The organism is Asticcacaulis sp., from assembly GCF_027484505.1.
Taxonomy (GTDB): domain Bacteria; phylum Pseudomonadota; class Alphaproteobacteria; order Caulobacterales; family Caulobacteraceae; genus Asticcacaulis.
Window position 1 is genome coordinate 1 of the sequence record NZ_JAIXSV010000246.1, and the last position, 17,257, is coordinate 17,257.

Consider the following 17,257-nt stretch of genomic DNA (forward strand, 5'->3'; position numbering starts at 1 on the left):
GGCTCGCTGACAGCCAGCGGGAAACGCGCCGCAGCCCATTCAGCGCCCAGAACCTCGTGCAGATCGTCGATACCGTCTTCGGCCGGGGCTTCGCCGAGATCGTGAACCATGTGCCCGACATCGTGCAGCAGGCAGGCGATGACGAGGGCCGACGACAGGGCCTGCGCCTCGGCATGGGCCGCCGATTGAAGGGCGTGCTGAAGCTGATTGATGCCGTAAAGTCCGTAGGGACGTTGGGCATTGCCCAGATAGATGTCCCGGATTTCAGTGTGCAGGGTGGCGAGATTTGTGGGTGTTGTCATAAAAATATTAAATCCATCTCATGATGATATTTAATTTAATTATAGACTATTTTCCCGCAGTCCGGCAAGGCGAATAAAGGCCGAAACCGCCGGAATTTCCATGTTTTCACGCAGGGTCACGATATAGACACCGCCGGCGCGTGGCATTCCGTGAACCGGCAGCGCCTTCAGGCGCACATCGTGCCCGATTTCGCCATCCAGAATGCAGCCAAAGCCGATGCCGTGGGCGGTTGCTTCCTTCACCGCTTCGCGACTTTCGACGATGAAACCCCGTTCCAAGCTGTTGGCGCTGCGCCCTAGGGCAATTTCTGTGAGGGCGCGCGTCACCGAGCCGTCTTCACGCAGGATCAGCGGCAGGCCGCTCAGTTCGCGGACTTCGATATGGGAGCGCTGGGCGAAGGGATGATCGACGGGCACCACCAGATTGAGCGACTGCTCGAACACCAGATGGCAAGCCAGCACCGGATCGGGTTCCAGCAGGGAGATGATGGCCACATCGACCCGGCATTCCATCACATCCTGCGTCAGGGAGCGCGTATTGCCAAGCCGCGTGGAGATTTCGATATCCGGATAGGTACGGATAAACTGACTGATCAGTTGCATAGCCGCTGGCGGAGTGGAAAAGCCGACCGAAAGGCGCCCGCGCTTTAAACCGCTGAACAGATTGGCGGTCATTTCGAAATCATCGACGCGGCTGATGACCAGACGCGCCCGTGTGTAAAGTTCACGCCCGGCATCGGTCAGGTTCTGGTTCTGGGTGCGCCGGTTGAGCAGGCGCACACCGCAAACCTGCTCCAGCGCATTGATCTGATTGGAGATGTTGGGCTGAGACACACCCAAAACCGCCGCGGCGCGTGAAAAAGAGCCCTGATCGACGACGGTGACGAAGGCTTTGAGCGCTCCTATCGACAGGCTGCCGGTTTCACGGCGGCGGCTACGCTCGGCACTGTCGTCAGTCGAAACGGTCATGATTCTCTCTTTGGTAATACCAACGACCGAAGATGCTGACCGCATCCGGCCGCTGAAAACTCGAGAATTTCTCATATGTATCAGCTACATAAAAAATTCTCGAAAGGAATACCAAGAGTCATTTCTAATTACCCTTGGTATAAGCTACGGGCGCAGAGCATACAAAGCGCGCCCGGAAACGCAAACAGGCTTTGTTATGGAAAAACAATTGTTTGCTTTGGAGTAAAGAAAAACCCTTCCGGCCGGGGCCGGAAGGGCAAGGTCAGAGATAGACGAACCTATCAGTAGCTGTAGGCAAGGCGCAGGATGAAGTTACGGCCTGGCTCCATATAGTCCTTCTGATAGGAGGGGCTGCGGCCCTTGGTGGTGTAGTAGCGGTGGCCATCCAGAATGTTCTGCACGTCGAAGTCCACCGTCAGGCCCGGACGGATGGTGTAGCGCGTATGGAGGTCGAGCGACTTGTTCGGCTGCACCCACTTATCGACCGCGTTGTCGCGGGTGTCTTCGATATAGGCCCCCTGATACTGATAGCTCAGCTTGGCCTCGATGCCGTACTTCTGATAGGTCAGCGAAGTGTTGTAGATCAGGTCCGGTGCCTGCAGGAAGGAGATCGGATGACCGCGGCGATAGGCAAGCCCGGTTTCCGCCGTTGAATTCTGCGACGTGATATTGGCTTCGACGCCGAAGCCGTCAAACGGGGCCTTGAGACCTTCGAACGACTTGATCAGGTTCAGTTCAACGCCGGTCAGGGTCGCGTCCTCACCGTTTTGCGGCTGAGTGATGGTGATGGTGCCTTCCTTGGTGTCGGCATTGACCGAGCGACCATTGGTGAAGATGAAGTTTTTCATCTTCTTGTGGAAGACGCCGATTGACACCAGACTGGAACGGTCCGGATAATATTCCGCCGCCAGATCAAAATTGACCGACTCGGCCGGTTTCAGGTCCGGATTGCCGCGGCTGATGGCGACGATTTCCTGAGTCACCTTGTCACGGGTGATGCTTTCGCCGCGAGAAATGTTGGCGTATTCCGGACGCGAGAAACTGGTCCAGATGGCGCCACGATAGATCAGGTTCTGACCCTGACGATAGACGGCCGTGACGCTGGGCAGGACATTGGTATAGTCCTTTTCGGTCTTGCCGAAGCCCGACTTAGTGCCGTCGTCAATCCATGCGGTGGTTTCCACCTTGGTGTGTTCGACGCGGGCACCGGCGATAACTTCGAGGTCGCCCGACTGGATATGCGCCAGAGCGTAACCGGCATAGATGGTTTCCGAGCCCTTCTTGTCGTCGCTGTTCAGGTCATCCGTCGAATAGGTCACCGGGTTGGCGGCGCGGGCGGCGTTGACGGCGGCGATGACCTTCTCGCGGCTCAGGATGGAGCCATAGTAGTAGCGGTCCTTGAAGAAGCCATCGACCTGACGCTCGACCAGACCGGAGGCTCCCAGTGACTTACCGGCCAACGGCGTGCCGGACAGATCGCCTTCCCAGACCGGGGTGTAGTCGTATTCACGCTCCGACTTCAGATATTTAAAGCCACCCTTTACGTAATCGATCAGGCCGCTCATTTCATAACGGGCATCGAGCTTCAGTGCGGTACGGGCATCCGACTGCTTGTCCTGATTCATGGACGCCCCATCGAACGGCAGAAGGTCGTCGCGACGATCGACATTGGTGGCATAGGCCGGAAGCTGCGCCAGAGGGAAGCGCGGATCGGCCGACGACCACAGGATGCCGGTAGAGGTGAACATCGGATCGGTCGAGCACTTATCGCAGTTATAGCCGATGCTGTAATACAGAGGCGTGCCTTTTTCGCCGTAGGAATAGCTCAGGTCGTAATCGAGCGTCAGGCGTTCAAAGCGGCTCTGACCGCCGGCATTGATGGTGTAGAGCGACGATTCCTGATCCTGAGATTCGTGGGTACGGGCAAATTGGAAGGCCTTGGGGTTCCAGACGCCGGAACGGCCAAACAATGACCAGTAGGAGTTGCTCGATTTGCGATCGGCGTCGGTGATGATCCCGTCCTTGTCCGCATCGACGATCTGAGCGGTGGTGTAGCCGTATATGTTACCCTTCACAGAGTCACGGCCCGTGATCATCTGCTCCGGTTGCAGCAGGGTGGTGTCTTCCAGATTGACCTGAGTCAAGCGCTTGGTGGTGCGGCTGCGGAAGTCGGTATAGTCATTGGTGCCGGTGCGCTCCAGCTTGGCGTACTGACCACGCACGTACAGGTCGTGCTGCTCGGAGTGGTAGTCGGCAGAGAAGTTGCCGCCATAACGCTTTTGCTCACCGCGGCGGAAGTCGAGGTCGATGCCGGGCAGGTACATGGAGCGGCTGTCGATGGCTTCGGTCGAATCCTTGCGCCAGCGGTAGGGTTCCCATTCGCCGTCGTTTTCGGACTCTTCGTTGGTGTAGTGGCTCTTGCCGTAATAGACCGAACCGAACAGGCCAAAGCGCCCATCACCGAACTTGCGCGCTCCGTCGATCTGGATCTGGCCGCTGCCGGCCTCTTCGTCCTGCTTCTGGGCGCGGTCATTGAGGCCGTAGGAGGCGAAGACGCGAACGGTGGGCTTGCGGAAATCGAAAGCTGTGGGCGTCACGAAGTTGACCGAGCCACCGATGGCGTCACCGTCAAGATCAGGCGTCAGGGTCTTGTTGACCGAGATCGCCTTTAGCCCGTTGGGCGGCAGGACCGTCATCGACATCTTGCGTGAGCTGGCGTCCGTCAGCGCGACGCGCACACCGTTGATCGAATAGGCGTTATAGGTGCTGGCCAGACCGCGGATGGAAACGTATTCGCCTTCGCCGGTTTCCTGATTGACCACGACATTGACGCCGGGGATGCGGGCCAGGGCATCGGCCACATTGGCGTCGGGCAGCTTGCCCAGATCGTCAGCCGAGATGACGTTGACGACAGCGGTGGCCTTTTTCTGGGCCAGGATCGAGTTGGCATTCGACAGGCGCTGACCGGTGACGACCACTTCGGTAATGGTATCGTCAGCAGCCGGTTTGGCTTCCGGCTGTTTAGCCGTCTGGGCGTGAACGGCCGGAACCAGAGCGAGCGCGAGGACGCTGGTACCGGTCAGGGCCGCGAGCTTGAGGCGCGATGGCGGGTTGAACATGGGTATCTCCGTTGGTTGTGTCCCGACGCCGCCCGAAGGCGCGCGCCGTCCCCTCCCGTCGGCGAATACCGGCGGGCTAAGCGTCCCTAAGACCTCGAGAGGAGGTATTCAGGCGAGAACTGTGCGAGGCTGGGTCCCGTTTGCGATGCGCTGTCCGTGAAGCCCCCTTACGAACCTGCATATAATAAATGCAAATGAGATTATTTTATATATACGTTTTAGATATGACGGTTTATTGACGCTGCGCCGATTTGTCACCTTGAAGTGTGGAGTGATGCCTAATGATCACAGCTAGTCACTGCTTTTCACAATGGGAGAGCTGTCCTTTTGAGTCGCAAGAGTCCGGGCGTTTTGAATTAATTATCAGAATTATAAGATCATACTCATTATATATAAAGTCGCGCCCCATATCTGTAGCGCTTTCCTTTGCAAATCCTCAACAGATGTGCGTTGCGGTAATCTTTCATTATCCATAGTTCGGTCATAAAGGCGCGAGACTACTGACGCTCCGGAGACCCTTATGCGCACCTTCAAGCGAATTTCCGTTCTTGTCCTGCCGGTGGTGCTGGCTGCGGCCCTTTCGGCTTGTACGGTGATGCCCCAGACGCCGAAATATCCCATCTATATGGAGAACAGGCCGGTCGCCGAAGGGCCGCAGCCCGCAGCGGCGGAGCCGTCCCCGGCACCGGCCGAGGAGCCGACGGGGATTCAGCCGTTAGGCTCCAAGGGCGGGATCACGACCACGGAGTTGCCACCCCCGCCTCCGCCGCCGCCACCGGCCAATACCGTAGCAACGAAGCCTTTGCCGTCTGCCCCGAAGCCCACCGCGACCCTCCCGGTGCACGACAGCCGAGCGGGGTTTGTCTACACGCTTCAGGCCAAGGATACGCTGTTCGGCGTGTCGCGGCGTTTCGGCGTGCCGGTGCAGACCCTCTACAAGATGAACGGTCTGGCGTCTGACTCGGTGACCCATATTGGTCAAAAGATTTTGTTGCCTGAGACGGCGAAGGACAAGGGAACGGAAACCTACGCCTCCGGGCCGGCCCCTGAGCGTGTCAAGGCGGTCGTGGCGCAGGCCGATGCGCCGAAACCTGCCGTGACGCCGCCAGCTCCTAAGCCAGTGGTGACAGCCCCTGTGGCCGCAACGCCTGTCGTCGCCAAGCCGGTAGTGACCGCCCCGACGCCAGCACCATCAAAGCCGGTTGAGGTCGCCAAAACCCTGCCGTCGGATACGGCCGGAATCGTCAAGCTGGGCAAGGGGCGCTTTGTCTGGCCGTACAAGGGCAATGTGTTGGTACGCTATGGGCAACTGGCCCCCAATGTGCGCAATGACGGCATTAATATTGGTGGGCCGGAAGGCGCAGACGTCGTGGCCGCCGATGAAGGTACGGTGGTCTATGTCGGCGATCAGGTGAAGGAACTGGGTAATACGGTCTATATCCGCCATTCCGATGGCTTCTACACTGGCTATTCGCACCTTGGTAAGGTCAGCGTGAAGTCCGGGCAAAAGGTTGCTCAGGGGCAGGCCGTCGGCACCATGGGCAAGTCGGGGGCGGTGGACCGGCCGCAACTGCATTTCGAGGTGCGCTACACCCCGTCCTCTGAAATCGCCAAGCCCTTTGATCCGACACTGGTTCTGCCCTGAGGCGGGGTCCATGGCCTGCCCAAAGCATTGCCCGCGTAAGGAAGCCGTAAAAAGCGCATTGACCTTTTAATCTGTGTGCCTATGTATGGCGCAACCCTCTTTCCTGCCTGCCGCTGGCGGGCCTAAACGGAGACCCCGGTCTTGGATACTGCCGCTCTTGTTCAGCTTCTGCCCTTCGTGGCGATCTTCGTCCTGATGTACTTCCTCATCATCCGCCCGCAGCAAAAGCGTGCCAAGGAACATCAGGCGCAACTCAATGCCGTCAAGCGCAACGACACGGTTGTGCTGTCGAACGGTATGATCGGCAAGATCACCCGCGTCGAAGAGACCCAGGTGATGGTGGAAATCGCGTCGGGCGTGAATGTGCCGGTCGTCAAGTCGATGATCGCCGAAGTCCGTACCAAGGGCGAACCCGCCCCGGCCAATGACAAGGCCGCCTAAGCACCTTAAGTCCCTCAGGGCCTGTCTGATCCGTCAGACAGGCTTTTTGTGTTTTTATTCAACCCGTTCCCGCGAACTTTTATAGCGGGAGCTAAAGGGTCGTAACGATCATGATGCAATTGTCCCGCTGGAAAATCACCCTGGTGACGCTCGTCACCCTGCTGGGGATATGGTTTTCCCTGCCCAACCTTCTGCCGAAAACGGTCCTTGACCAGTATGGTTTCCTGCCCAAGAACGGCCTGAACCTCGGTCTCGACCTGCAAGGGGGCTCGCACCTTCTGCTCGAAGTCGATACGGAGGCTTTGGCGCGGGACAAGATCAAGAACCTGACCGAAGAAACGCGCGACCGCCTGCGCAGCGCCGGGATTGCCTTCGGCAGCCTCACCGCTCAGGGCGATGTGGTCAGCGTGCGCATCAACGAAGCCGGGCGTGTCGATGCCGCCCTGACCGCCCTGACGCCGCTGTCTAATCCGCTGGTCAACAATCCTTCAGCGCGCGATGTGGCCATCACCAAGGAAGCCGACCAGGTCATTCACCTGACCTACACCAAGGAAGGCAAGGCTGCGGCTTCGTCCGGTGCCGTGGACGCGTCGATTGAAACCGTGCGTCGCCGCGTCGATAATCTGGGGACACGCGAACCCACCATCATCCGTCAGGGCACCAACCGCATCGTGGTGCAGGCCCCCGGTGAAAGCGATCCGGAGCAGCTCAAGCGCGTGATCGGTACGACCGCCAAGCTGACCTTCCAGATGGTGGATGAGTCGGCGTCGCCGGCGGATGTAGCGGCCGGTCGTGTGCCGCCGGGTTCCGAGCTGCTGCCGACCTCTGACCCGACCTTGCCGCCGTCCATGGTCGTCAAGAAACGCGTGATCGTGTCGGGTGAAAACCTGACCAAGGCCTTTGTCGATACCGATCAGAGCAACCGTCCGGCCATCGGTTTCCGCTTTGATGGCGAAGGCGCGCGCAAGTTCGGTGAAGCCACGTCGCAAAATATCGGTCGTCCGTTTGCCATCATCCTCGACGGCAAGGTCGTTTCCGCGCCGCGCATCATCAGCGCCATCACCGGCGGTTCCGGGCAAATCACGGGCAATTTCACCGTTCAGGAAGCCTCGGAACTGGTTAATGTGCTGAACGGCGGGGCGCTGACCGCGCCGCTGAATATCGAAGAACAGCGCGTGGTTTCGGCTGAACTGGGGGCTGACTCGGTGGCTAAGGGCCAGCTTTCGACCATTATCGCGTTTATTTCGGTGCTGATCTTCATGCTGCTGGCCTATGGCTGGCTGTTCGGCGGCATTTCCATCGCTGCCCTGATCGTCAACCTGATCCTGATCATCGCTGGTATGTCTGTGACGCAGGCGACCCTGACCCTGCCGGGCATTGCTGGTCTGATCCTGACTCTGGCCGTGGCCGTTGACGCCAACGTGCTGATCTATGAGCGGATGCGCGACGAGATTCGCGCCGGCCGCAATGTAATCGGTGCGCTGGATGCCGGTTTTTCCAAGGCTATGGAAACCATTATCGATGCCAACCTGACCTCGCTCGGCGCGGCGGCGATCATGTTCTTCTTCGGGGCCGGGCCGGTGCGCGGCTTCGCCTGGACCCTGTCGCTGGGCGTTATCACCTCGGTCTTCTCGGCCGTTATGGTCACGCAACTGCTGCTCGCCTGGTGGTATCATGCCCGTCGCCCCAAGACCCTGCCGATTCAGGCCCCGGACGGTAAGGGCACGTGGCCGCTGATCAAGATCCTGCCGCAAAAGACGAATTTTGGCTTTGTGCGCTTCTCGAAGCTGGCCGGGATTATCTCTATCGTTCTGGTCGCCGGTTCGTTGTTCTTCACCATTTGGCCGGCCACGCCGCCCTGCGGCGGTCTGAACTGTGGTGTGGACTTCAAGGGCGGTACCATCCTTGAAATGTCGCAGAAATCCACCATTGATCTCGCCAAGCTGCGCAGTACCCTTGATACGCTGGACCTGCATGACGTGCAGGTGCAGGGTGCCGGGCAGTCGGGTCAGGACGCCATGATCCGCTTCGAGTCGCCGACCACCAATGCACAGGCGGCACTGGATCGCGTGCAGACCTCGATCAAGGCGCAGTTCCCGGACGCCAGCTTCAAACCGGCTACTGTGGTCGGCCCGAAGGTATCCGGTGAGCTGTTCACCGGCGGTATTCTGGCGCTGGTCTTCGCCATTGGCCTGATGATGGTCTATATCTGGTTCCGCTTTGAATGGCAGTTCGGCATGGGGGCGGTCGTCGGCCTGATGCACGACGTCATCCTGACCTTCGGCCTGTTCGCCGTCTTCCGTTTGGAATTTACCCTGACAGCGGTCGCAGCCATCCTGACCATCATCGGTTATTCGATGAACGATACGGTCGTCGTGTTCGATCGTATCCGTGAAAATCTGCGTAAGTACAAAAAGATGCCGCTTAAGGACGTGATCGATCTGTCGATCAACGAAACCCTGTCGCGGACCATCATTACCGGGGTGACGGCGGTCATGGCGTTGACCGGTCTGGCGGTTCTGGGCGGGGAGGCACTGTTCTCCTTCTCGGTGGCGCTGATCTTCGGTATCATCATCGGCACCTATTCGTCGATCTACGTCGCGGCCCCGGTCATCCTGTTGTGGGGTGTCAACCGCAACGCGGCCGAAGCCGAGGTCGTTGATGTCGGCGGCTTCAAGGGCAAGAAGGCCCCGCAGCCTTAAGAGGTTCTGCCAGCCTGACAAACGACCGCCCTGTCCGTTTGGCAGGGCGGTTTTTTGTTGCTTTTGGTGTGCGGCAGGGTAAGGGCAGGGCATGTCTGACTCTCCGATCTTGCCCGAAGACGAAACCGTACCGCGTGATGAAATCGTGCGCTTGTCGGCGCAGTTCATTGAGGATAGGCAGAAGCGGACCGACGTGCGGGCGTTGCTGGCCTTTGCTGAAGTGCTGCGTGATATCCCGGCCCGCGTCTCCGAACCGCTGCTGGGTGATATCCGCTATACGTGGTGGGTTGAGGCGCTGGAGGAAATCCGCGATGGGCGCAAGGTGCGTTATCATCCGCTGAGTGCGGCGCTGGCGGGCGTGGCCGAACGCCACAACCTCGATATGCAGGCGCTTATCGACGCCATCGAACCCCATCGCTTACAACTGAATGGCCGCCTGTCCCTGCGCGATGCGTTGAGCGTGGCCGACAAGGGACAGGCTGTGGTGCTGGCGCAGGCGGCGAAGGTGCTGGACCCGACGGCCGATGCAGCGTGCGTGCTCATTCCGGCCCGCTTTCAGACTCTGGCGACACTGAAGGTGGCGGGTCGTTTGAACGCCGACGAAGCGGGCGCGGAAGAGGGCCGTCATCTCTACCGTGAGGCGCGTCAGGGGCTTAAGCGCGTGCCGTCGGCCCTGTTGCCCTTGGTGCTGCCGACCGCGGTGGCTGCCGATCTGTGGCAGGGGCGCATGCGCAGTGCCCTGTCGGTGCGTCTGAAACTGCTGTGGGCGTTTGTGACGGGCTGGATTTAAATCGAAGCCTTACCCAATCCCGAACAGCGGTTTCTTTTTAGGGGGTTGTGACACAGTTGGCACTGCGGGGGCCGGATATAACGGATAGGCCTTCCAGCCCTTGGCCACCATCTCTTCAAAGCCCTTGCACTGCGGCAGGGTCATGATCACGCCCGTCTTGGGCTTGACGAACGGAGCGGGGAAGCGCGCCGAAGGGAAGGCCGGATTGACGAACACCCAGTCCGACGCCAGCCCATAGCCCTTTTCACCGCCCGTGCGCACGGCATTGTAGGCGATGCGGGCTTCGATTTCGCTGACGCCCCATTTGCGCATGGCGCGATAGAAGATGTCGTCGGCGTCCTGACGCTTACCCGGCTCCCCGATGGCGTAGAGCCAGTCGTGAACGATGGCCGCGCGGATGGTCGGCCCGTCCGTATTGACGGCAAACTGCCCGAACCACGGCACAGACGCGAAGTCGGTGCGGAACCATTTAGGGACCACCACAACCTTGCCCGTCAACCTGTCGCAATAGGGGAATTCATCGTTGAGTGTGTAGAGCTTGCGCCCTTCCTTCTGCACGTCAAACAGCAGAACGGGCTGCGGTTGCAGCGAAGAGGGCACAACAACAGGCACCGGCACGACCGGTGGCGTATCGGTCGTGGCGCAGGCGCTTAAGCCCAGAACGGACAGGACAAGAAGAGGGGCAAGGGCTTTCATCACACACACATATCAGGCGGCACTCAGGCCGGAACCGCCTCTGTTTTTAACCACGTCTCGATATCGCGCAAGGCCCGAACGCTCATCTGGCGTTTCTTGGCGCGGGTGCGGTCTTTGACGGGGATCTTCTTGCCCTCTTCATCGAACTTCGGGGGCTCCATCGGCGGCAGGAGTCCATAGTTGATATTCATGGGCTGGAACGAGGCCTTTTCGTCGGCCAGATGTCCGCCGGTAATATGCCCGATCAGGGCCCCTAACGCCGTGGTTGGCGGCGGTGGCGACAGGGTTTCGCCGCGGGCTTCAGCTGCGGCAAAGCGCCCGGCCAGAAGGCCCATGGCTGCGCTTTCGACATAGCCTTCCACGCCGGTGATCTGCCCCGCAAAGCGCAAAGACCGCTCACCGATGAGGCGTTTCAGACGCAGATCGGCCCCCAGCACCTTGGGAGACTGGATAAAGGTATTTCGGTGCAAGCCGCCCAGACGCGCAAACTGCGCGTTCTGAAGACCGGGGATCATGCGGAAGACCTCTGCCTGAGCGCCGTGTTTCAGCTTGGTCTGGAAACCAACCAGATTATACAGCGTTCCCAGGGCATTATCCTGCCGAAGCTGAACAATCGCATGCGGTTTGACGGTCGGATTGTTGGGATCGGTCAGACCCACGGGCTTCATCGGGCCATAGCGCAGGGTTTCGCGCCCGCGTTCGGCCATCACCTCGATGGGCAGGCAACCGTCGAAATAGGGGACGTGCTCCCATTCCTTGAAATCGGCCTTGGGGCCGGTGAGCAGGGCATCGACAAAGGCCTCGTACTGGTCCTTCGTCATGGGGCAGTTGATATAGGCCGCCGCGTCGCCGCCGGGGCCTTCCTTGTCATAGCGCGACTGCCGCCAGGCAATCGACATGTCGATGCTTTCGGCGTGGACAATGGGGGCGATGGCGTCAAAGAAGCTGAGGTGGCCTTCGCCGGTCAGTTCCAGAATGACCTCGGACAGGGATTCCGACGTCAGCGGACCCGTGGCGCAGATGACGTTTTTCCAGTCCGTGTCCTTCAGCGAAGTGACCTCCTCGCGCAGGAGGGTCACCAGAGGATGCGCCACCAGCGCGGCGGTGACGGCCTGCGAGAAGCCCTCGCGATCCACGGCCAGCGCACCGCCGGCCGGCACCTGATGCTTGTCGGCGCAGGCCATGATCAGCGAGTTGCCGCGGCGCATCTCGGCGTGCAGCAGACCCACCGCGTTGTATTCCCAGTCGTCCGAGCGGAACGAGTTGGAACAGACCAGCTCGGCGAGGCCGTCGGTCTGGTGCGCGTCGGTCGGCTTGATACCGCGCATTTCGTGGATAATGACGGGGATACCGGCCTGAGCCAGTTGCCAGGCGGCTTCGGAACCGGCGAGGCCGCCGCCAATGATGTGTACGGGTTGGACTGTCATGCGGGTCATATAATGAGATCGTATGACGATGTCACGGTCTCGATGAAAAACATCGGGCAGGTTGCCTTTGCCCTTTTAAAGGGAAAGGATTTGTTTAACAGTGAGCCCTGCTTAGGGTTAACGCTGCGGGTTATCGGGCTTTTGGGGATTTCGACAATGAGTTTCGGCACGGCCTTTCATCTGATCGGTGCGCTGAAGACGGCCGGGCAGAGCCTGCCGCTGTTGTGGCGTAAGGCGGGCCCGGTTCTGGGTATTCTGTTTGTGATCCTGCTGCTGGGGCATTTGCCGCATCTCAATGTCTGGCTGCGTCGCGCCCTGATCGTGGCGGGCCTGATCGCCCATACGGCGGCGGCGGGAGCGCTGTACCGCGTCGCGCTGTTTGGGGAGCGTTTTGCCGCGGCCGAAGGTCTGGGCTTTGGCGGCTTGCAGTTCGGCCGGGCCGAACGCCGCCTCCTGGGGGCCAGCGCGCTGGTCCTGCTGTTCTGGTCTATCGTGTTTATCGCGGGGGCCGTGGTGCTGGCTCTGTTTATGGGGGCGGCGGGCCTGCCCGAAGACAGCTACCACACGCCGCAGGCTTTGCTGCGCACCCTGATCGAAGGGGCGCAACCGCAAGGGGTCGTGGTTGGCCTTGCGATCATCGCCGTTCTTCTGACGCTCAGCATCTTGACCGTAAAACTGTGGCTGCATCGGGCCGCCACGGTGGCTGAGCATCGACTAGTGTCGCTCAATGCGCTCAGCCTGTCTTCGGGTCAGACCGTCAAGCTGGGCCTCGGTTACGTCTATATCCTGTTGCCGTTTATCGTCCTGAGCAGCCTTATGCCGCCGCTGATGGTCGTGGCCGGCCTGCCTCTGGGGGGCATGATCAATCTGGCGCTGGGCGTCGGCGTCTTCATGCCGCTCAGCATCGCTTTTTTGGCATCCGCCTATAGGCAAATCAGCGCACTTCGCGCTAAGGGATAGGACGTTCTCTTTCCCCGGTTCCGTGCATGGCCTCCTCCGTTGATTTTGCCTTTGAAGGCTTCCGTATCATCCGTGAGCGGCCCATCCTGATTGCGTGGTGGGGGGCATTGCTTCTGCTGAACCTCATCATATGCATATTTATTCTGGCGCAGGCCGGTGTACCTTTAACTCAGCATATGAGCCTCGAAAAAGAGGCCGCAGAAGGTATTGAACTGATAAGGCAAACCGGTGCCTTCTTTCTGGCTGCCCTCATAGGGTTGGTCTTCTATGCTGTTATGACCTGTGCCGTTTATCGGGCTGTTCTTGGTGGCTATTCACCCAGCTATGGGTATCTGCGGCTGGGCATGGACGAAGTGCGGCAGGTCGTCCTTATCTTTTCCTTGGTATTGATGGTTCTGGTGGTGATGATGCTGAGTATCGTCCCGCTTATGATCCTTAACGGTCTGCTGTCCCTGATCGCTCAGGCTGTGGCTAAGGCGCTTGTGCCAACCGTAAGTTCATTGGTTGCCTTAGCTGCCACCTTGCTGAATGTCTGGCTTGCCGTTCGCCTCTCCATGGTGGGCGTGCAAAGTTTTGATGAGAAGCGACTGAATTTATTAGGGTCATTAGTGCTCACCCGTGGCCGTTTCTGGACGCTGCTGGGAGGATTCGGGCTCGCCTTTGCCTTGGTTTTGCTCGTTGGGGTCCTGTTTTATGTGATCTATATGGCACTGGCCGTCTGGATTACCGGCGAACAAATCGTCACCATAGCCGACGTACCGGCCCCGGATTTTTCCAGTCTCAGCACCCTCTTGTCACCGGTTAACGCCGCCTATGTCGCGGTGAATACAATCGTGTCGCCTTTGACGACCGCGTTGGGAGTGGGGGCCGTTGCCGCGGCTTATCAGACCCTGAAAAACAGCCCGAAGGCCTGATCAGCTTCCGACAAGGTGCAGAATGTCGCGGCCTTGTGGCTGTTGAATGGGGCGGGCATTCGGCCCAGTCAGGCGCTGATAGGCGTCCACCTGTTCCGGTGAAATCGACAGCGGTGAGGCATAGACCAGCCAGGTGACTTTTTCCGTGCACGGCGGCGTGGTGAGTGAACCGGAATAGGCGTAAAATTCTTCGGTCGCCGGCATCAGGTCGCGCGCATTAACCAGCAGGTCGGGGATCAGGGCCGCCGGGCCCGGATCGGTCGGCAGCCACGTCCAGATGGGGGCCAGCATCGGGTCTGCCACGCCCACATCCGACAGAACACCGATCACCAGCAGATCGCCCTTGTCATTCTTATGCACAAAGTGGGTTTCGATAGCCGCGCGGTGACCGTCGATGGTGTGTTCGGACGGGGTATGGAAGTGGAACTGCACCAGTTTGTAGCGCACCCCATCCATCACCACGCCGCCGCCGTCGGTCGGGGAGACCTGAATGGCGTGCCCCAGATTCTGGATCTTGGCCGGGGACGAGGTATAGTCGAGCGTCAGATTGACCGATTTGGGGGCCGCCACACCGCTGAGATTGATCGGCGACTGACGTGGGCCGGTCTTGCAGGCCTTGTTCTCGGTGCTGAGATCGCCCCAGTGCGCCGGGCCGTCATCGCCTTCGTAGCTCCAGTGACTGACGTCGCCCTTTGCTGCGCCGTGACCACCCCCGCCGTGGTCCCCGCCGCCATGATCGCCCGCGGCCTCGGCGTGGGGGTCGCCGTGCTCCGCCTTGGGCTTGCCGCACGATGAAAGGCCCGCGCCCATGAGGGCTAAGGCGGCAACCGTAAAAAGCAAAACAGGACGGCGCATGACGGGTCTCGAATCGAGGGTGACGATGTTCGATTCAATGCCGCAACAGGGTTAACGCAGTGTTCACTTTCACTGAGCAAAGAGGATTTGCCACGAAAAACACGAAAATCTTGAAAAGACAGGCAGATGTTTTTGCCTGTGCGCCTTTCCTCGCTTTTCGTGCTTTTCGTGGCTAAACCCCTTGTTATTTCCGCGCCTTGTGTCGGGCCAGAATGTCTTTCAGGTATTTGCCGGTCCACGACTTCGGATTGTCCGCCACCTTTTCCGGGGTGCCAAAGGCCACGATCTCACCGCCGCCGTCGCCACCTTCCGGGCCGAAATCGAGCAGCCAGTCGGCCGTCTTGATGACGTCCAGATTGTGCTCGATCACGATGGTGGTGTTTCCGTGGTCGGTCAGTTCGTGCAGCACCTCCAGCAGCTTGCGCGTATCCTCGAAGTGCAGGCCCGTGGTTGGCTCGTCAAGAATATACAGGGTCTTGCCCGTGGCGCGTTTCGACAGCTCTTTCGACAGCTTGACGCGCTGCGCCTCACCGCCCGACAGGGTGGTCGCCTGCTGACCGATCTTGATATAGCCCAGACCGACGCGCTTCAGCGTCTCCAGCTTGTCGCGGATCGATGGCACGGCCTTGAAGGCTTCGGCGCCTTCCTCGACCGTCATGTCCAGCACATCGGCGATGGAATGGCCTTTGAAGACGATCTCCAGCGTCTCGCGATTATAGCGCTTACCCTTGCAAACGTCGCAGGTGACATAGACGTCCGGCAGGAAGTGCATCTCGATCTTGATCACGCCGTCGCCCTGACAGGCTTCGCAGCGCCCGCCCTTGACGTTGAAGGAGAAGCGGCCCGGCCCGTAACCGCGCGCCTTGGATTCCGGCAGGCCGGCGTACCAGTCGCGGATCGGCCCGAAGGCTCCGGTATAGGTGGCGGGGTTGGAGCGCGGGGTGCGGCCGATAGGCGACTGATCGATCTCGACCACCTTGTCGAAAAACTCCAGCCCCTCGATCTTGTCATGGACGGCAGGATTGGCCGAGGCATTGTTCAGCCGCCGCGCCGCCGCCTTATGCAGGGTTTCCAGCGTAAAGGTCGATTTGCCGCCGCCAGAGACGCCGGTGATGCAGGTCATGACCCCTACCGGGATTTCCCCGGTGACGTTTTTCAGATTGTTGCCGCGTGCCCCGATGACCTTGAGCATCTTCTTCTTGTTAATGGGACGGCGCTCATTGTCCGTATCCTTCGAGAAGAAGAGGGGGATTTCGCGCTTGCCAGTCAGATATTGCCCGGTCAGGGAGTTGGCATTGGCCTTGATGTCTTCGGGCGTACCTTCGGCCACCACCTGACCGCCGTGCACACCCGCCGCTGGCCCCATGTCTATCACATAGTCGGCGGTGAGGATGGCGTCTTCGTCGTGTTCGACCACCAGCACCGAATTGCCCAGATCGCGCAGCCCCTTCAGGCTGTCGAGCAGGCGGTCATTGTCGCGCTGATGCAGGCCGATGGAGGGCTCATCCAGCACATAAAGCACGCCGGTCAGGCCCGAGCCGATCTGTGACGCCAGGCGGATGCGCTGGCTTTCGCCACCCGACAGGGTGCCGGAATTGCGCGACAGGTTGAGATAGTCGAGCCCGACCGCATTGAGGAAGTTCAGGCGGTCGAGGATTTCTTTCAGGATGCGCCGCGCAATATCCATCTGCTTTTCGCTCAGATGGTTTTGCAGGTCGTCGAACCAGTCGTGCGCCTTCTTGATCGACAAGCCGGAGATTTCGGCGATGTCCTTCGCATTGACCTTCACGGCCAGGGCTTCGGGTTTGAGACGCTTGCCGCCGCAGGCCTCGCACGGGGTTTCGGCCTGATAGCGGCTGAGGTCTTCACGCACCCACGACGAGTCGGTTTCGCGGTAGCGCCGCTCCATATTGGGGATGACACCTTCAAACGGCTTGGTCACGTCGTAGCGGCGCGAGCCGTCCTGATAGATGAACTTGATCTTTTCCGAACCGGAGCCCAGAAGGATGACATCCTGCGCTTCGGGCGTCAGGGCGCGCCATTTGGTGTCCATCTTGAAGCCGTAATGCCCGGACAGGGCTTCAAGCGTTTGCGCGTACAAGGGCGAGGGGCCCTTGGCCCACGGCGCAATGGCCCCGTCCTTGAGGCTCAACGACTCATCGGGCACAATCAGCGAGCGGTCGAAGGTCAGCTTGACCCCCAGCCCATCACAGGTCGGGCAGGCCCCGAACGGATTGTTGAACGAGAACAGGCGTGGTTCGATCTCGGCAATGGTAAAGCCAGAGACCGGGCAGGCGAATTTTTCCGAGAAAATCAGTCGCTTCGGCTCGGTTTCGCCTTCGGCCATATCAGCGTATTCGGCGATGGCCAGACCGTCGGCCAGCCGAAGCGCGGTTTCCAGACTGTCGGCCAGACGCTGCATCAGGCCGCTTTTGAC

The 17,257-nt window shown here is 59.8% G+C and carries 13 protein-coding genes; 6 read left to right on the forward strand and 7 right to left on the reverse strand.

Going from position 1 to position 17,257, the window contains the following annotated elements; genetic code table 11:
* The 3 genes from Q0072_RS14465 to Q0072_RS14475 form a co-directional block, all read right to left on the reverse strand.
* Nucleotides 1-302 (reverse strand): HD domain-containing protein (locus Q0072_RS14465; RefSeq protein ID WP_298331434.1); only part of this gene is annotated, 302 nt, incomplete at its 3' end.
* 39 nt (nt 303-341) lie between these two features.
* Nucleotides 342-1,271, reverse strand: coding sequence for a LysR substrate-binding domain-containing protein (locus Q0072_RS14470; RefSeq protein WP_298331436.1), 930 nt, complete (start codon nt 1,269-1,271; stop codon nt 342-344).
* Nucleotides 1,272-1,552: 281 nt separating this feature from the next.
* Nucleotides 1,553-4,390, reverse strand: a complete 2,838-nt coding sequence (locus Q0072_RS14475; protein ID WP_298331438.1) for a TonB-dependent receptor — start codon at nt 4,388-4,390, stop codon at nt 1,553-1,555.
* Between the two features lie 520 nt (nt 4,391-4,910).
* Between Q0072_RS14475 and Q0072_RS14480 the strand changes: the two genes are divergently transcribed.
* The 4 genes from Q0072_RS14480 (at nt 4,911) to Q0072_RS14495 (ending at nt 9,968) form a co-directional block, all read left to right on the forward strand.
* Nucleotides 4,911-6,035 carry a peptidoglycan DD-metalloendopeptidase family protein gene (locus tag Q0072_RS14480; RefSeq protein ID WP_298331439.1) on the forward strand — a complete coding sequence of 375 codons (1,125 nt, stop codon included), beginning with the start codon at nt 4,911-4,913 and terminating at the stop codon, nt 6,033-6,035.
* Nucleotides 6,036-6,176: 141 nt separating this feature from the next.
* Nucleotides 6,177-6,476: a preprotein translocase subunit YajC gene (gene yajC, locus Q0072_RS14485; RefSeq protein ID WP_290799419.1), complete on the forward strand. Its 300-nt coding sequence runs from the start codon at nt 6,177-6,179 to the stop codon at nt 6,474-6,476.
* Nucleotides 6,477-6,586: 110 nt separating this feature from the next.
* Complete coding sequence (gene secD / locus Q0072_RS14490; RefSeq protein WP_298331442.1) at nt 6,587-9,178, forward strand: protein translocase subunit SecD; 2,592 nt, start codon at nt 6,587-6,589, stop codon at nt 9,176-9,178.
* Nucleotides 9,179-9,269: 91 nt separating this feature from the next.
* Nucleotides 9,270-9,968 carry a squalene/phytoene synthase family protein gene (locus tag Q0072_RS14495; protein ID WP_298331444.1) on the forward strand — a complete coding sequence of 233 codons (699 nt, stop codon included), beginning with the start codon at nt 9,270-9,272 and terminating at the stop codon, nt 9,966-9,968.
* 9 nt (nt 9,969-9,977) lie between these two features.
* Here the strand turns inward: Q0072_RS14495 and Q0072_RS14500 are convergent, their stop codons facing one another.
* Together Q0072_RS14500 and trmFO are read right to left on the reverse strand one after the other, a co-directional pair.
* The gene (locus tag Q0072_RS14500; protein WP_298331446.1) at nt 9,978-10,664 is read right to left on the reverse strand and encodes a DUF1353 domain-containing protein; all 687 of its coding nucleotides are present in this window, start codon (nt 10,662-10,664) and stop codon (nt 9,978-9,980) included.
* Between the two features lie 23 nt (nt 10,665-10,687).
* Nucleotides 10,688-12,100 (reverse strand): methylenetetrahydrofolate--tRNA-(uracil(54)-C(5))-methyltransferase (FADH(2)-oxidizing) TrmFO, encoded by a 1,413-nt coding sequence (gene trmFO, locus Q0072_RS14505; protein WP_298331448.1) that lies wholly within the window; start codon nt 12,098-12,100, stop codon nt 10,688-10,690.
* A 147-nt stretch (nt 12,101-12,247) separates the two neighbouring features.
* Here trmFO and Q0072_RS14510 point away from each other — a divergent pair, with 147 nt between their 5' ends.
* Together Q0072_RS14510 and Q0072_RS14515 are read left to right on the forward strand one after the other, a co-directional pair.
* On the forward strand, nt 12,248-13,051 hold the full coding sequence (locus tag Q0072_RS14510) for a hypothetical protein (RefSeq protein WP_298331450.1): 804 nt from the start codon (nt 12,248-12,250) through the stop codon (nt 13,049-13,051).
* A gap of 26 nt (nt 13,052-13,077) precedes the next feature.
* Nucleotides 13,078-13,965, forward strand: a complete 888-nt coding sequence (locus tag Q0072_RS14515) for a hypothetical protein (RefSeq protein WP_298331452.1) — start codon at nt 13,078-13,080, stop codon at nt 13,963-13,965.
* Here Q0072_RS14515 and Q0072_RS14520 read toward each other — a convergent pair whose 3' ends face one another.
* Both Q0072_RS14520 and uvrA read right to left on the reverse strand, forming a co-directional pair.
* Nucleotides 13,966-14,820, reverse strand: a complete 855-nt coding sequence (locus Q0072_RS14520) for a carbonic anhydrase (RefSeq protein ID WP_298331454.1) — start codon at nt 14,818-14,820, stop codon at nt 13,966-13,968.
* 184 nt (nt 14,821-15,004) lie between these two features.
* On the reverse strand, nt 15,005-17,257 hold a 2,253-nt coding region (gene uvrA / locus Q0072_RS14525; protein ID WP_298331456.1), incomplete at its 5' end, for an excinuclease ABC subunit UvrA.

Excerpts from the sequence above, each read along its gene's own strand:
- Q0072_RS14500 (WP_298331446.1), bottom strand. The coding sequence starts at position 10,664 with ATGAAAGCCCTTGCCCCTCTTCTTGTCCTGTCCGTTCTGGGCTTAAGC.
- Q0072_RS14520 (WP_298331454.1), bottom strand. The coding sequence starts at position 14,820 with ATGCGCCGTCCTGTTTTGCTTTTTACGGTTGCCGCCTTAGCCCTCATG.
- Q0072_RS14480 (WP_298331439.1), top strand. The coding sequence starts at position 4,911 with ATGCGCACCTTCAAGCGAATTTCCGTTCTTGTCCTGCCGGTGGTGCTG.
- Q0072_RS14495 (WP_298331444.1), top strand. The coding sequence starts at position 9,270 with ATGTCTGACTCTCCGATCTTGCCCGAAGACGAAACCGTACCGCGTGAT.
- Q0072_RS14510 (WP_298331450.1), top strand. The coding sequence starts at position 12,248 with ATGAGTTTCGGCACGGCCTTTCATCTGATCGGTGCGCTGAAGACGGCC.
- trmFO (WP_298331448.1), bottom strand. The coding sequence starts at position 12,100 with ATGACCCGCATGACAGTCCAACCCGTACACATCATTGGCGGCGGCCTC.
- secD (WP_298331442.1), top strand. The coding sequence starts at position 6,587 with ATGATGCAATTGTCCCGCTGGAAAATCACCCTGGTGACGCTCGTCACC.
- Q0072_RS14470 (WP_298331436.1), bottom strand. The coding sequence starts at position 1,271 with ATGACCGTTTCGACTGACGACAGTGCCGAGCGTAGCCGCCGCCGTGAA.
- Q0072_RS14515 (WP_298331452.1), top strand. The coding sequence starts at position 13,078 with ATGGCCTCCTCCGTTGATTTTGCCTTTGAAGGCTTCCGTATCATCCGT.
- Q0072_RS14475 (WP_298331438.1), bottom strand. The coding sequence starts at position 4,390 with ATGTTCAACCCGCCATCGCGCCTCAAGCTCGCGGCCCTGACCGGTACC.